Annotated in this window: 16 protein-coding genes and 1 tRNA gene; 6 read left to right on the forward strand and 11 right to left on the reverse strand. The window is 37.9% G+C overall.

Going from position 1 to position 15,538, the window contains the following annotated elements:
• Window positions 1–10: 10 nt before the first annotated feature.
• The 3 genes from NXS00_RS26055 to NXS00_RS26065 are packed head-to-tail and all read right to left on the reverse strand — an operon-like array spanning window position 11 to window position 6,080.
• Window positions 11–409, reverse strand: a complete 399-nt coding sequence (locus NXS00_RS26055; RefSeq protein WP_258102233.1) for a hypothetical protein — start codon at window positions 407–409, stop codon at window positions 11–13.
• Between the two features lie 37 nt (window positions 410–446).
• A complete protein-coding gene (locus tag NXS00_RS26060; RefSeq protein WP_258102234.1) occupies window positions 447–1,745 on the reverse strand; it encodes a cryptochrome/photolyase family protein in 1,299 nt (432 codons plus the stop codon).
• Window positions 1,746–1,778: 33 nt separating this feature from the next.
• Window positions 1,779–6,080, reverse strand: a complete 4,302-nt coding sequence (locus NXS00_RS26065; protein WP_258102235.1) for a translocation/assembly module TamB domain-containing protein — start codon at window positions 6,078–6,080, stop codon at window positions 1,779–1,781.
• Between the two features lie 243 nt (window positions 6,081–6,323).
• Here NXS00_RS26065 and tsaD point away from each other — a divergent pair, with 243 nt between their 5' ends.
• The 6 genes from tsaD to NXS00_RS26095 are packed head-to-tail and all read left to right on the forward strand — an operon-like array spanning window position 6,324 to window position 10,503.
• Entirely contained in the window at window positions 6,324–7,334 is a 1,011-nt protein-coding gene (gene tsaD / locus NXS00_RS26070; protein ID WP_258102236.1) for a tRNA (adenosine(37)-N6)-threonylcarbamoyltransferase complex transferase subunit TsaD, read from the forward strand.
• 53 nt (window positions 7,335–7,387) lie between these two features.
• The gene (gene smpB, locus NXS00_RS26075; protein ID WP_258102237.1) at window positions 7,388–7,855 is read left to right on the forward strand and encodes an SsrA-binding protein SmpB; all 468 of its coding nucleotides are present in this window, start codon (window positions 7,388–7,390) and stop codon (window positions 7,853–7,855) included.
• Window position 7,856: 1 nt separating this feature from the next.
• On the forward strand, window positions 7,857–8,360 hold the full coding sequence (locus tag NXS00_RS26080; protein ID WP_258102238.1) for an HNH endonuclease: 504 nt from the start codon (window positions 7,857–7,859) through the stop codon (window positions 8,358–8,360).
• On the forward strand, window positions 8,360–9,730 hold the full coding sequence (locus tag NXS00_RS26085; protein WP_258102239.1) for an NAD-dependent succinate-semialdehyde dehydrogenase: 1,371 nt from the start codon (window positions 8,360–8,362) through the stop codon (window positions 9,728–9,730). The genes NXS00_RS26080 and NXS00_RS26085 overlap by 1 nt, the downstream gene beginning before the upstream one ends.
• A 55-nt stretch (window positions 9,731–9,785) precedes the next feature.
• Window positions 9,786–10,151 (forward strand): arsenate reductase family protein, encoded by a 366-nt coding sequence (locus NXS00_RS26090; RefSeq protein ID WP_258102240.1) that lies wholly within the window; start codon window positions 9,786–9,788, stop codon window positions 10,149–10,151.
• Complete coding sequence (locus NXS00_RS26095) at window positions 10,138–10,503, forward strand: hypothetical protein (RefSeq protein WP_258102241.1); 366 nt, start codon at window positions 10,138–10,140, stop codon at window positions 10,501–10,503. The genes NXS00_RS26090 and NXS00_RS26095 overlap by 14 nt, the downstream gene beginning before the upstream one ends.
• A 57-nt stretch (window positions 10,504–10,560) precedes the next feature.
• Here NXS00_RS26095 and NXS00_RS26100 read toward each other — a convergent pair whose 3' ends face one another.
• The 8 genes from NXS00_RS26100 to NXS00_RS26135 all read right to left on the reverse strand — a co-directional run bounded on the left by NXS00_RS26100 (window position 10,561) and on the right by NXS00_RS26135 (window position 15,536).
• Window positions 10,561–11,022, reverse strand: coding sequence for an ExbD/TolR family protein (locus NXS00_RS26100; protein ID WP_258102242.1), 462 nt, complete (start codon window positions 11,020–11,022; stop codon window positions 10,561–10,563).
• 8 nt (window positions 11,023–11,030) lie between these two features.
• Window positions 11,031–11,666 (reverse strand): ExbD/TolR family protein, encoded by a 636-nt coding sequence (locus NXS00_RS26105; protein WP_258102243.1) that lies wholly within the window; start codon window positions 11,664–11,666, stop codon window positions 11,031–11,033.
• Complete coding sequence (locus NXS00_RS26110; RefSeq protein ID WP_258102244.1) at window positions 11,666–11,977, reverse strand: hypothetical protein; 312 nt, start codon at window positions 11,975–11,977, stop codon at window positions 11,666–11,668. Before NXS00_RS26110 ends, NXS00_RS26105 begins: the two co-directional genes overlap by 1 nt.
• A 23-nt stretch (window positions 11,978–12,000) precedes the next feature.
• A complete protein-coding gene (locus NXS00_RS26115) occupies window positions 12,001–12,831 on the reverse strand; it encodes a MotA/TolQ/ExbB proton channel family protein (RefSeq protein WP_258102245.1) in 831 nt (276 codons plus the stop codon).
• 76 nt (window positions 12,832–12,907) lie between these two features.
• Window positions 12,908–12,995 (reverse strand) — tRNA-Ser (locus NXS00_RS26120).
• An 86-nt stretch (window positions 12,996–13,081) separates the two neighbouring features.
• On the reverse strand, window positions 13,082–14,149 hold the full coding sequence (locus NXS00_RS26125; RefSeq protein ID WP_258102246.1) for an asparaginase: 1,068 nt from the start codon (window positions 14,147–14,149) through the stop codon (window positions 13,082–13,084).
• Window positions 14,146–14,916, reverse strand: a complete 771-nt coding sequence (locus tag NXS00_RS26130; RefSeq protein ID WP_258102247.1) for a TatD family hydrolase — start codon at window positions 14,914–14,916, stop codon at window positions 14,146–14,148. Before NXS00_RS26130 ends, NXS00_RS26125 begins: the two co-directional genes overlap by 4 nt.
• On the reverse strand, window positions 14,913–15,536 hold the full coding sequence (locus NXS00_RS26135; RefSeq protein ID WP_258102248.1) for a polysaccharide deacetylase family protein: 624 nt from the start codon (window positions 15,534–15,536) through the stop codon (window positions 14,913–14,915). Before NXS00_RS26135 ends, NXS00_RS26130 begins: the two co-directional genes overlap by 4 nt.
• Window positions 15,537–15,538: the final 2 nt, after the last annotated feature.

Genomic DNA, 15,538 nt, shown 5'->3' on the forward strand with positions numbered 1-15,538 from the left:
AAGATAGATATCAGTAAATGTCCTTACCGGTAATTTTAAACTCCCACTCATCGGCAAGATTGGCCAGCTCCACTATGCTATCACCGAGCAACTCAACATTTGCTTCGTTTAACAGTATTGAAGCATCTACTTTCAAGAAGCCACCTTCTACAATAAAGTTCGCCAATGCAAACTCAGCACTGGCTTCCAAAATAGATGGGTAATCAATGCTCTCCGTAGTTTCGCACACTTTAGATGTAATCTGAACTACATCATAATTGTACTTCTCAAGCTTAACAACTCGAGCGATAACCGTTTGAAAACGATCATTCTTAATTGGAATCACAAAAATGGAGTGGCTATCGTCGTAATCGTTGTATTTACAATCGATTTTATCGGCAAAATTTTGACTAAATGATTTGAAATCCATGACTTAACAGTTTAGTAGAAAGTTACTAAAAATATGATTAGGACAAGGCTTCTTTATAGGTATCAATTGCTCTTTGCCTAGCTTCTTTATGCGGAACTATAGGTTGAGGATATTCACTCGTTCCATATTCAGGAACCCACTTTTTGATATACTTCAGATCTTTGTCAAATTTATCCTGCTGGCTAGTTGGATTAAACACCCTAAAATAAGGCTGTGCATCAGTACCTGTTCCTGCTGCCCACTGCCATCCTCCATTGTTACTTGCCAACTCAAAATCCAATAGCTTCTGCGCAAAATAGCGCTCACCCCATCTCCAGTCAATCAGAAGATGTTTGGTTAAAAAACTTGCCACAACCATACGAACTCTATTGTGCATATATCCAGTCGCATTCAGCTCACGCATTCCCGCATCCACAATTGGGTAACCTGTTTTTCCCTCACACCATTTCTGAAAATGATCTTCATTATTAGACCAGGGTATGGCATCATATTGAGACTTAAATGCCCTATCAACAACTTCAGGATAATGAGCTAAAATCATCATATAAAATTCTCTCCAAATAAGCTCGCTCAGCCAAACCTCACTTTTCTGGTCTCCACGCTGCACTTGCTCTCTCACGCTTATTGTTCCAAAACGTAAATGAATGCCCAATCTAGAAGTACCATTAACTGCCGGAAAATCCCTCTTTTCGGCATAATTCTCAAGTATCTTATCAGGAACGGTTTCAGAAGGAATTTCTATCGAAGCAGGTTCAATCCCAATATCACTTAGAGTCATCACTGGCTCTACAGTGGTTTTCCACAGCGCTTGCAGTTTGTTCTCAGAGTTGTAATGATCCAATTTCATTTTATGAAACTTCTCCAACCACTTGTTCTTATATGGGGTGTAGACTTTGTATGGCTGACCTTGATCTGTCAAAATCTCTCCCTCTTCAAAGATTACCTGATCCTTAAATGAGTAGAATTTTATGTTCTTAGTCTTGAGATACTCCTCAACCTTCTTATCTCTTTCCTTTGCATAAGGTTCATAATCCCTGTTGGTATAAACAGCATTTACCTGATATTCATCAATAATCTGCTTATAAATCTCCAAAGGCTCACCATAAAACACTTTTAACCCACTTTCGCAATTACGGTAGCTCTTATCTAACTCCAATAGTTGCTCATGAATGAACGCCACGCGGGCATCGGACTTATCCTCCAATTCATCCAAAATGTTTGTATCAAAAATGAAAATAGGCAAAACTGGCTCATCAGAGTCCAATGCATAGTATAAGCCAACGTTATCTGTATACCTTAGATCTCTACGATGCCAAAAGATATTGATCTTCTCCATAAGGATTGGAACCTGAAAAGATGCGAGTTGTTTTTACTTTGAAGAAGGTTTTTGATTTTTATTTGCTTCGATCTCTTTAGAGACATCTTTGGGAGTGGTCGTAATCGCTTCTTCCCTGCTTCTTGTAATTAATTCTTTGAAGTCATTGAAAGATTTCAAATACTGAAAACTAACTCCTGTTTCCCTAATTAGTTGACTAGCTAATTGCTCGGTCTGAGAGAACGCTTTAACCCTTAGATGGCCATCAGATGTTAGGAGATATCTGACTGACCAGTCACCGATAAAACTTGCCGTATTGGTTTCATTATCCTGTGGCAATCCACCTCCACCAGAAACTCTTAGTCGACCATCCAAGAATGTATACGACAAGCGAAGTTGGAAGGTGTTAAATGCATTTTGATCCAAAGAGGACAAATCAACGTCTACTTCTAAATTTTCATCCACCTGGCTAATAAAGTAAGAAAACTGATTAGAAAAGAACTCACTCAAACTTCCTTGCACTGCACCTGTATTGCCCAGATTGCTGAACCCACCATCAGGAGATATCTTTCTCAGAATCAACAAGCTAAAAACTTGCTTCTTTAAGATTTGCTCATCATTGTTGATGGTAGTTATTACCTGTTCAACGTCGGTCGTAGGACTAGCTTGAGAATCTTCTATTTGAATTTCAAATTCAATATTTGGAGATAGCATTTCTCCTGTCAAAATCACCACCACCAAAACAGGGTATTTCTGATGGACTGTTTGATCATCAGAACTTGTTCCATAAAAATCCAATGGTGCCGCGAGCTGACGATATGACGCTCTAAGATTTAAAATTCCAGCATAAGGATCTCCATACCAACTCAGGGTGCTCCCTGGAACAATAGAAAACTCCTTGTTAATAAAATTCGGAATGGTAAAATTATAAGCTCCTTCGGTTATAGATAGATCACCAAACAACTCAAACTCCCCACTGGTATCCAATGACAAGTTCAGGTTACCATTACCTCTTCCTCTTATGATATCGCCAGTTCGTATATCGAAAATAAGCTCCACATAAGCATCAGGAGTCACATCTACCTCAAAATCCAATCTAACCCCGGAGATGCTATTTTTTACGATCTGCTCTAAATCTACCGACTGTGTAGTATCTCTCAAGTCTACAAAAGAGATATACTCCTTTTGTGTGACCTCTTCAGAAGATCCAGAAAGTGGAATATACAGTTTTGTTCCTTTGTTAGTTGTTGCTTTGGCTCTTATGAGCAGGTCTGTCACTGGGCCAACAATATCAATATCTCCGGTGGCAACTGCAGAGCCATAGTACGATGAATTATCCTGAGCTGTGGTATTGAGTAATTGAAAATTGCTAACTGCTAAACTAAGGTCCGTATTGAAGTTCGTAAAGAACTCATGCTTTATGACACCTGAAAATGACGCACGATTTTGATCCTTGTCTAGTAATCTTAAACCATTGAATTTAATTGACTCATTATCAAAAGCAATATTTCCATTAAAACCATAAGTGGTACCGAGATAATCAAATTTAAATGTACCAGACTCAACATCTGTACTCCCAATAACAATAGGTTGCAATAAGGAACCAGAAATATCAACCTCACCACTTGCATTGCCCCCTATATTAGAAAATAAACTCGCCAAAAAAGGATTCGCTATCTGTAAATTCGCTTGATTAAACTTAGCATTGATATCCAATTCATTATTCTCTTCTTCTGGACTGTAATACCCATCTATATCAATTGTATTGATTCCTTCTCTTCTTACATTGTAGTCAATAGCTAGTCGTTTCCTATCAGGATCCCATTGAGACTTTCCTTTCACGTTTCCAATCAAGAAATTATTCATTTCAAGTTGATCCAAACGCAAATCACTATCCAAAACAAAAGGATCACCTTTCTGTGACCGTTTTAGTTCTATTGTACTATTCAACACTCCATCCAAATCAAAGGCAATCAAAGGCCCAATATTCACCAAATCAAAATCTTTGATCTTCAAAGTAAGATCAGTTTGACTACTGTCAGAATAATCCCCTGACAACAAAATAGATTCTGCATTTTGGTAAAGCTCAAGCCGATCTACCTGAATATTATTCTCTGTTATAACGATTTTGTTATATGGATTGAAAAACCATTGATCACCGAAAATGATCATTTTGGAAGGCATAAAATTAAAAACCAATCGATCATTCTGAATTTTAAGTTCACCTCCTACGCTCGCTGAGCTATTATTCTGAGGTTGAGCAATAGAAGTATTGATATTGACCTTATTGTTAAACCAAACTGCTTCTAAAGAAAAATTACGTGTTTCAGGTATCTTACGCCAAACTTGCTTCCCAGAGTTTATGAATGCCGAAGCAATTATACCTGCCGAATCCAAATCCTTTGAAAAGTTGAAATCAAAAGTGTTTTGATTGTATCCAACTCCGTCATAATTAATGGAATCTACTTCTGTGAATAAGGAAAGGGTAGCATTTTTCCGTTGGTAGTAGGTCCCTTCTACTATACCTTTTGGTGATACATAAATATCTGTATTGAAAAGCTTGATATACTTCGTGATATCTTTATAAGCTACAGTAAAATCAATGGAGTATCTATTCACTTCATCATTAGATCGATATTCAACTTGATCCCCCGAATAATTTGGATCAAAATAGCTTTGTACTTCCTGACTTAACACTTTCAAATCCTCTATCAACTCCGAGAAATAGAAATTACCATTAACATCCACCTCCAGGTCTGGCAACTTTACCTTTATCTGCCTAAAAGACTGTCCTGAAGTCGAAGAGACGTAAATAGAGTCCAACTGAATAGAATCTTGTTTCCAGTGAGTTTCCAATTCCGTAATTTTCACTCCGCCTTGCAAGCTATCCATATGCAATCCCGTCACATCCGCGTTTAGTTTTCCTGAGAATGTCAGTAAGTCCTCCATGAACCCTAACTTTTGCAAATTGACGAAATCAATGGTTGAATTCACATTTATCTGTTCAGGCTTAACACTCAAGTCTACTTGCCCCACTGTATTGATCCGGCAATTAGGATCAGCAACCACCAACATCCCTTCGAAAAACTCCGATGCTAATTCACCTCTTGCTCTAATGGAATCATATTTATATCCGTAGATTTCTGACTCAACAAAAGTCGCGTCAAGGTAAATTCTTGCAGTTTCTGGTCTCACTCCCGTACCATCCACTTTACCATTCATATTCAGCCTACCTACATATTCAGGCATCCCAATCAAACGCCCAAGATTGAAGTTCTTCAGCATCAAATCACCAGAGTAATCAGCTGTCTCCCACCCTTCAGAAAACTTCAGATTCACATCAGACTCTAAGGAACCTAAGTTTGTTTGAAACTCACCATTAGCTACAAAATCATGAGTGAACCCTAAGAAATGACCATCAAATTTTATATCGTTTAATGCGCGTATTTTACGTTTAGTAGTTTGATCAAAATAATCTGAAAAGTCTGCGATAAATATCTCAGCCGAAGTAATTCGGGCATCAATAAAGGTTTCGTCAATTTTAGGAAGACCCATAAAATCAATAGAGCCTTTTAGTTTAGTTCTTTCACCAAAAGTGATATCGAGATTATTTAACGATAAACCAGGAACCTTTCCATAGATTTCTCCACTGACTTCCCCTCTCAGTTCTTCTCTTGGAATTTTAGCAAAATAATTGATGTCCTTAGTTGAAATTTTGGAGCCTTTAAGACTGATGTCCATACTCACGCTATCTGTGAAATGAGCTAAATCATCATATCCATTAAATTTCAATATGATTTGATCCTTTATCTCTGAATTTGATGTAATGAGATCCAAATCGGTCATTTCCAATCCAGAACTACTAATTCTAAAGAAAGATATGAGTTTATTGACTTCTAACCCTGAAGCATTGTCCTTCGCTTCAAAACGGTTAATTGTAGATTCTATCGTATCTGAGACTACTCGGAAACCCTCAAACTCACCTATTGGCACACTTAACCTAAAATGACCATAGTCAAAGTACCCCTCAGGAAGACTATCATTCAGTTGATTATCATAGGCAAATTCAAAATCATTCAATTCAATATCCGCAATTGATAATTCTATCGGCTTAGCCTGTTTGGTTGTATCTTTCGGCTTAATCCCATTCAAATCATTTATAAACTCAACAAGGTTAATACCAAGCGAATCTTTATACTTGGTCATATTGAGTTTCGCGTTTGACAGCCCTATCTCATCAAAAGCGATATTACCTCCTGATAAAAGCTTATTTACCTGATAATTAACTTTCAAGTCGGCCGCCGCTACCATCAAGTTCCCCTGATAATCATAGAGCTCAAAGTCTTTTATTTCCACAAAATCGAACCATTTGATCTGAATGTTTGTAAACTTTGCGGTTTGGCGAGTATTGGAATTAATAAAAGTAAGGACTTTATCGCCGAGGTAATTTTGAAAAACAGGAGTCTGAAGAAGTATTATAAGCACGAATAAAAAGAGAATAAGGGCTGTGGCAAACCAAAAAATGATTCGCTTTATCCAGTTCAATATTTTCCTTACTACGTTCTGCTGTCCCTTCAATTCCCAAAATATTTAGATCCAATGAGCACAATCATCTTAGGTATTGAGTCATCGTGTGATGAAACTGCCGCTGCAGTTTGCAAAGATGGACAAATAATCAATAACATTATTGCAACTCAATCAATCCATGAAAGTTATGGTGGAGTTGTTCCAGAACTTGCCTCTCGTGCCCATCAGAAAAACATCATCCCTGTAATAAACGAAGCATTAGACCTTGCAGATATATCTATGCAAGAAATTAGTGCTATCGCATACACACAAGGCCCAGGCCTACTGGGAGCCTTGTTGGTGGGCAGCTCATTTGCTAAGGCCGCTGCTCTGGCCTTAAATATCCCATTAATCCCTGTAAACCATATGCAAGCACATGTTTTGGCTCACTTTATTGAAGATCCCAAGCCAGAATTTCCCTTCTTATGTTTAACAGTAAGTGGTGGACATACACAAATTGTAAAAGTTACTAGCTACCTGGAAATGGAAGTCATTGGTCAAACAAAAGATGATGCTGTTGGGGAAGCTTTTGACAAGTGTGCTAAGTTACTAGGTGTTGGATACCCCGGAGGGCCCAAAATAGACAAACTAGCACAGCAAGGAGATCCTAATAAATTTCCATTCCCGCAGAGTGACATTCCAGACCTGGATTACTCCTTCTCCGGTATAAAAACGGCATTCATGTATTTCTTACGTGACCAACAAAAGAAAAACCAAAACTTCATTGAAGAAAACATTAACGATCTAGCTGCAAGCCTTCAGTTCACACTAATTGACATGCTGTTTAAAAAATTAAAAAAAGCAACTAAAAAAGAGAAAATTAAAAACATCGCTATTGCCGGAGGCGTTTCAGCTAACAGTGGTTTAAGAAAGCACCTTCAAGAAGAAGCCAAGAAATATGGATGGGAAGTTTTTATTCCAAAATTTGAGTACTGCACAGATAATGCTGCGATGATTGCTACTACTGGATATTACCAGTTTTTAGAAGGAAAAAAGGGTTCTCTAAGGGACAGTCCGTTACCAAGAATGTCATTTTCCTCTTAAAACTTCGAAACTCCATTCTTCTTCATTATTTTTAATTTGATTCAAAAAGTACAATGGCTAAAGAGCAACCTAGATTTTCTAACAACATTTCAATAAGAAACCGTAAAGCAAGCTATGAATATGAGTTCATAGGTACTTATGAAGCTGGTATTGTATTGAAAGGAACAGAAATCAAGTCCTTACGTGAAGGAAAAGCTTCTGTCTCTGAAGCTTACTGTTATATAGAAAAAGGTGAACTATTCATTAAAGGCATGAATATCTCTCCTTATACGAATAGCTCTTTTGAAAGCCATCAAATTGATCGTCAGCGAAAACTTTTGGTTAAAAAGAAAGAACTGGAAAAGATCCAAAGTAAAATAGAAGAGAAAGGTTTGACCATAGTCCCTACCAAGATTTACATCAATAAACGGGGCTTTGCTAAACTTGAGATTGCAGTTGCTCGCGGTAAGAAATTGTTTGACAAGCGAGATAGTATTAAGAAAAAAGATCAGGACCGAGAATTGAAACGAATGACCATCTAATATGTCCGTACTGGTACTAAACGCAGATCACACACCTCTTTCAGTTTGTACCACTGAACGAGCATTTCTGCTTATGTACCTTAAAAAAGCTGAAATCATCTCAGCCACAGCCAATAAAGCTTTAAGATCAGTTAGCCAGTCATATCCTTTCCCCAGTGTTATTAAGATCAAACAATACATCCATGTACCTTATAAGGGTGTTGTATTGACCAGACAAAACATCTTCAAGCGTGACAATCATGCCTGTCAATATTGCGGTAGTAACAAGGAGCTTACTTTAGACCACTTGATCCCAAAATCAAAAGGTGGTAAATCCTCCTGGACCAACCTTGTAACAGCTTGTAAAAGCTGTAACTCTCATAAAGGAGACTATTCACCTGAAGAGGTTGGACTTAAGCTCAAAAACAAACCAATCAGACCTTCATATGTTATGTTCTTAAGGGCTTCATCAAAATATCTAAACGATGACTGGATCCCATTCTTAGAACATAAAGCAAGTGCATAATGGGCAACTTCCATACTATTAACCCAGCCACGGGACAAAAACTGTCAGAATACTCTTATCAATCCAGTGAGGAGATCAACCAAACAATAGATCAATGTCATCAAAGCTGGAAAGAATGGAAAAAGATTTCCTTTCCAGATAGAGCTCATCTGATGAATAACCTTTCCTCACTACTCGCTAATCAAAAGGAAGAACTAGGCAAACTAATTACAATGGAAGTAGGAAAACCGCTCTCTCAATCCATTGCTGAAATAGAAAAATGTGCTTGGGTTTGTACATATTACGCAGACAATGCCGAAAAATTCCTCAAAGATGAACCTATTTTAACTGAAGCAACTAAGTCATTTATTAGCTATCAACCTTTAGGTATCGTCTTAGCTATTATGCCGTGGAATTTTCCTTTTTGGCAAGTTTTTCGTTTTGCAGCCCCAGGTCTTATGGCAGGCAATGCAGCTCTTCTCAAACATTCGCCCAACAGTACGGCTTGCGCATTAAAAATTGAAGAACTATTTGAAAGTGCAGGATTCCCAAAACATCTTTTTTCTACCATTATTGCAGATGTTCCTGAAATAGAAGGAGTAATTGCCCATGAGAATGTTGCAGCCGTTACCTTGACAGGCTCTACCAATGCCGGAAAATCTGTAGCCAGTCTTGCTGGGAAATACCTTAAAAAAACTGTATTAGAACTTGGAGGAAGTGACCCATATGTCATACTAGATGATGCTGACCTTGATCTTGCAGCAGACAAATGTGTAACTGGCAGGCTAATCAACACCGGACAAAGCTGTATAGCAGCAAAGCGATTTATTGTTACTCAGAAAAACAGTGACACATTTACCGAGAAAATACTAGCACTACTCTCTCAAAAGGAATTCGGGGATCCAGCAACAGACGACTATGCCCTAGGGTCTATGGCCAGAGAAGACTTAAGAGATCAACTCCACAAACAAGTACAAACCAGTATTGATAAAGGAGCCAGCTGCTTACTCGGAGGTATTATTCCTGACTGTGATGGATATTTTTACCCTGCTACACTTCTTACAAATGTATCATCAGGCATGCCGGCTTACGATGAAGAGCTTTTTGGTCCGGTAGCCACAATAATTACCGCACAAAACGAAGAAGAAGCTCTTGATATCGCCAATGGCACTACTTACGGCTTAGGAGGGGCAATATTTACCTCAAACAAAGACCGTGGTTTAGAGCTTGCTACTAAATACCTGGATGCTGGGTGCGTGTTTATCAACGATTTCGTTAAATCTGATCCAAGACTGCCTTTTGGAGGGATCAAGCAAAGCGGATATGGACGCGAATTATCACTCCTTGGAATCCGTGAATTCATAAACTGTAAAACCATCTATCTAGCCTAATCTAAACATACAACTCTGCTCTCTGTTAGGTATATGTACCAATTATGATAAAACTATGAATACTAGTAACAGGGAATATCTATTTATATACAACAGCAACATGATTCAGGATAAGACTGCCAAAGGATATATTCTATCAGTTAATCATGTAAAAATCAATGAAAAAGACATTCATAAAAACCACTTAACGCCTAAGCAAATAGTGGATATTGCTAATAAGCTAGATGTTCCCATAAAGGAACTTTATAAAGAAAAGTCCGTATCAGCTTATGAACAATATACTGATGAGGACCTAATAAGGGTACTTTCACATGATCCATCTAAAATGAAAACACCCATAATATTATCTGATGAACATTCATTTATCGTAGGATCATCCTATGAATTAATAAAAGAGGAGTTAAGTCATGAAGACAGTTAAATCATTACTGATTATAGCCATTTTGACATTTATTGGAGCTTGTCAGCAAGAAGAAAGCAAACGATCATTATCTGACAAACTTGAAGAAAAGCAGGAAATACTAGAAAAGAAGATTGAGTCACTAAAGTCAGACTCTAAGAACCTGACTGGAGATGCTAAGCGTCAAGTAGAAAAGGCTATCGCTCAAATTGATAACGAAAGAGATAAATTAAAAAGTCTAATTCGGAAAGTAAAACGCTCTTCTTCTAAGGATCTAAAAAAGGTTGAAAATGAAATTGAAGAAAGCTTTGAAGATTCTAGTAAGCAAATAGAAAAATGGATAGACCAAGCTTCCAAATCATTGAAAAATTAAGCAATAAAAAAGGCTTGTCGAATGACAAGCCTTTTAATTTATATCGATTTATTAATATCAATCTTCTCCTCTTTTAATGGAGCTATACAAAACTTTCAAAGCATTTGCTTCTCTAAGCTCTTGCTGAACGTCCGATACGATACCCATTTTCACACCTACGTCCACTTTCATAGACATTGTGATCTTATCTCTCTCAGCTTCAGAAAGCTTGTCTTTTTCCTGGTTTACAAACAAAATAACATCATCGATATCAACGAATGCATCATTTGTTTGAACTTTTGGTTCATCTCCAAATAAGGAAACATTTTTAGGCTCCCCTATGTAGATGTAACTAACCAAAGACTTTCTTTCAATCTTTTGTAGCTGAGTAGCTTTTGGAAGCTGCTGCTTTACAAGGATATCTGTTTCTCTCATTACTGTTGTCACCATGAAGAAGAACAACAACATGAAAATAATATCTGGCAAAGCCGCAGTAGGTATCTCCTGCTGTGTATTAGAACTCTTTTTAAATTTTGACATTGTTCAAATTATTTATCAGGTTCTGCAATTGAAATCGCTCGAGGAATACCCTGACGTGCTCTTTCGTACATGTCATTCTGAATGTCATCTTCTTTATCAAGTGACAACCATTCCTCTACACTAATCCCTACTCTTTCAGCGTATATCTCGTTATAAGCACCATTGATTGCATCTAATACTTCAATGTACAACTCATAACTAGTACCACGAGCAGCTTTAAATGAAATCACACATTCAGTAGGATCGTCCGAAGAATCCTTTCTCTTACCGAATTGATTGATTTTCGCTTTCATGGTTGAAGGTAAGCTGTTGTAAATCTGAATTCCTTCATCACCTGGAGAACCAAAGTTCAAAACGAATTCCTTAACATCTTCCTTCAATTGTTCCATACCCGCTCTATACGGCTCATCCTCAATAAGCAACTGATCTCCAGAGTTAGCAAGAATTTTGAAGATATTCTTATCATTCTTGTTTACTTCTGGTGGCGGCTCATTCGGATCCGGTTTAGGAGGTAGTCGCATTGCGATCCCTTTATCATTTGCTATAGTGGTAGTTACCAAGAAGAAAATAAGCAAAAGGAACGCAATATCGGCCATTGATCCTGAGCTTACCTCAGGTGGCTGTCTATTCTTATTTCTTGGCATTATTTAAGCAGTTTAGATATTTCTGTGTATACGATTCCTATCAAAGCGATGAAGAAAAATATATACATCGCGATCAATCCTGCTCCTGATAGTTTAGCCGCGCCTTCTGTTACTTCTTTATTTGTAGTAACACTATCAGCCATTGCATAACTAATCAAGAAAACAACCACAATCACACCTAAACCAATACCTGACTTCACCAAGGATTGAGGGTCACCAAATGATTGTGCCAACGGAATAACGATAGCCGCAACCGCACAAAGAGCGATCAACAAATAGCTAGCATATAATCCTACGTCTATAATATCCATATGTCAGTTAGTTTAAAGGTAAATTATTTAGAAAGGTTGTGCTTAACTAGCATGTCAACAAGAGAGATAGAAGCATCTTCCATGCTGTTTACTAGAGAGTCAATTTTTGACACCAAGTAGTTGTAGAACAACTGAAGGATAACCGCAACGATCAAACCACCTACAGTAGTCAAAAGTGCAACCTTAATACCACCAGCAACTAGTGAAGGAGAAACGTCACCCGCTTCAGCGATCGCGTCGAATGCGTCGATCATACCAATTACTGTACCCATGAAACCAAGCATAGGAGCAAGTGAGATGAAAAGGGAAATCCATACCATTCCTTTTTCTAGTTTACCCATCTCAACAGATCCGTAAGCGATGATTGACTTCTCAACCATTTCAATGCCTTCTGACATTCTCATCATACCTTGTACGAAGATTGACGCTACAGGGCCTCTTGTATTTCTGCAAACTTCTTTAGCAGCTTCAACACCACCTGAAGAAAGAGCGCTCTCTACATTGCTCAATAACTTCTTAACGTTTGTTGTAGCTAAGTTTAAGTGAATAATTCTTTCGATAGCAACTGCCAAACCAAGAATCAAACAAAGCAATACAATACCCATGAACGTTGGTCCACCGTCGATGAATTGCTCTTTTACTATTTGATGGAATGATGCTTCCGTTTCTGGTTCTGGCTCAGGTGCAGAGATTTCTTCAGCTATAGTTTCCACTGGTTCCTCTTCAACCACAGTGGTGCTGTCAGCCACTTCAGTAGAATCTGATGCTACATCAGAACTGTCTTGTGCGAATGCGTTCACTGAAGAAAAGGTGAAAACACCTGCCAACATCAAAAGAGATAATAACTGTTTCATAATCTGTCTCGTAGTCTTCGGTTAAGTTTAAATTTTATGTAAGATTCGTAAATATATCAATAATTCAAGAACTCTGCAGAGAGGAAGGGATTCGAACCCTCGATACCCTTTTGGGGTATACACACTTTCCAGGCGTGCGCCTTCGACCACTCGGCCACCTCTCTGTGTCGGTACTTGACCTATTTTACAAGCCAACAAAGAAATTAATAAAAAAAAGGTTATGCAAATTTTAATTTCATTTGCCTAAACTTCAGTTATCCATTTCGCCATTTAGCGGAATAGCCAATTTTCTTTTGATTGAGGCTTCATTTTTCTCATTTCCCAAAAGAAACATAAGCTTAGAAACCGCTGCTTCTGTAGTGATGTCGCCACCACTTATAATTCCTATATCATCTAATCTCTTGCTCGTCTCGTATCGGCCTTGTATAACCTCTCCTCCGCTACATTGACTAACATTATAGATAATGATTCCTTTCTTAACTGCTCCTTCTAAAATCTTCAGGAACCAGTCAAAGTTCATCGTGTTACCGGAACCATATGTTTCCAAAATAACACCTCTTAATCCCTTGATCTTAAAAAAGCTCTCAACTGTCGCTTTATTTATACTAGGGAATATCTTCAATATGGCCACATTGTCATCAAAATTCTTCACCAATTTCAACTTGGCAGAAGGATCATGAGGGGCCATATAATTTTGTCTATACTCTATTTCAATACCTGACTCAGCTAGATAAGGATAGTTCTGACTTTGGAATGCGGCGAAAGTACTGCTTCGAATTTTCTGTGATCTATTACCTCTGAGTAAGAAGTAGTTAAAGTAGATACACACTTCATTCACCATTGGAACATTTCCATTCTTAGCAGAAGCAATTTCCAAAGCAGTGATCAAATTTTCTCGAGCATCTGACCGGATGGATCCTATTGGAATTTGAGCTCCAGTTAATATCACAGGCTTATTCAATCCCTTCAGCATATATGATAACGCTGAGGCACTGTATGACATTGTATCCGTACCATGCAGTATCACAAAACCATCGTATTGAGAGTAATTCTCATAGATGATATAGGCCATATCCTGCCAGTCCTGGTAATTGATATTAGAAGAATCTCGAGGCTCAGGAAAAGAAATAACAGTTAGCTTCAACTCTAGTCCTCGAAGCTCCGGAACGCGATCAATTACACGTCCAAAGTTGAAGGGAGCAAGAGATCCTGAGTCGTCATAAGCCATTCCAAACGTACCTCCTGTGTAAATGATCAGTATGGAATCTACTGGATCTACACTTGCCGTCGTTCGTATATTGACTATTTTGTAATTCATGGGTTGATGAACAGGTTTTTGCTGTTTCGGCTCGTAATTTCCCCAATTTCTTCGACATCTCTATCAAGAACCGCCGCGATTTTTTCTGAGACCAGTTTTACATAAGCGGGCTCATTTCGTTTTCCACGGTTGGGAGTTGGAGCCAAATATGGGCTATCCGTCTCTAACATAATGTGTTCAAGTGACACTTTTTCAATTACAGACTCTAATCCGCCATTTTTAAATGTAGCAACTCCACCAAATCCCAACTTAAATCCTTGCTGAATTATTTGATTTGCCTGATCCAATGAACCTGTAAAGCAGTGAAAAACTCCTGTAAGTCCTCGTTCCGAAAAAGGTTTAACCAATTCAATTGTTTCATCTATTGATTCCCGACAATGGATCACAATTGGTAGTTTATGTTTCAACGCTAATTCACATTGAATCTTAAAAGCCTCCTTTTGCTGCTCATAAAAAGTTTTATCCCAATAAAGGTCTGTTCCCATTTCCCCTACTGCAGCGAATGGTTCTTTTGAGAGATATTCCTCAACCTCATAAAGCTGCTTTTCAAAATCTTTCTCAACAGAGCAAGGGTGAAGGCCCATCATCGGAATACAATAACCTGGATATTTCTGAGCAAGATTCAGCATTGACTCAATTGATTCATGATCAATATTTGGCATGTAAATCTTCTCAACGCCAACTTCCTTTGCTCTCTCAATTACATCATCTATATCTTCCTTGAACTCTTTGGTATATATATGAGCGTGTGAATCAACTAAAATCATACTTGGGGTAATGCTTTAAATGGAAGCCGCAAAGTTGAGAAATGATCTAAGACTCTTGGCAATATGTATGTTAAATTTTCAAAAGCTTTCTGACTATCATGAAAAACCAGGATGGAGCCTGTTTCAGCAGACTTCAATACTTCTAGTGATGCCTCTCGGTTTACTTTTTCATCAAAATCACCTGATAAATGAGACCACATTACTGTTTTGATTCCTTTTTTCGTTAATTGTGTGAGCTGATTTAGTCTAATTTGACCATAAGGTGGACGAAAAAGTTTTGTCTTTGGAATCACTGATAATCCTTCTTCTATTTCCTTGTAATAGGCTTCATTAGTCAATTGCCAACCACTCGTATGATGATGAGTGTGCCCGCCTATTGAATGTCCTTCACTTATAATTTGGCTTACCAACTCAGGATTCTTCTCAGCCATTTTACCGATTAAAAAGAATGTCGCTTTTGCATTATACTTTTTCAATTGATCTAAAACCCAAGGAGTGACTATTTCATTAGGTCCGTCATCGAATGTTAAATAAATGCCTTCAGAACCTGGAATGGAAAAAGTAGCCTTAAGATAAAATTTAGCAAGCCACCACGGATTCTTGAAGAAATAAGTCCGCATGC

The organism is Marinoscillum pacificum, from assembly GCF_024714495.1.
Taxonomy (GTDB): Bacteria; Bacteroidota; Bacteroidia; order Cytophagales; family Cyclobacteriaceae; genus Marinoscillum; species Marinoscillum pacificum.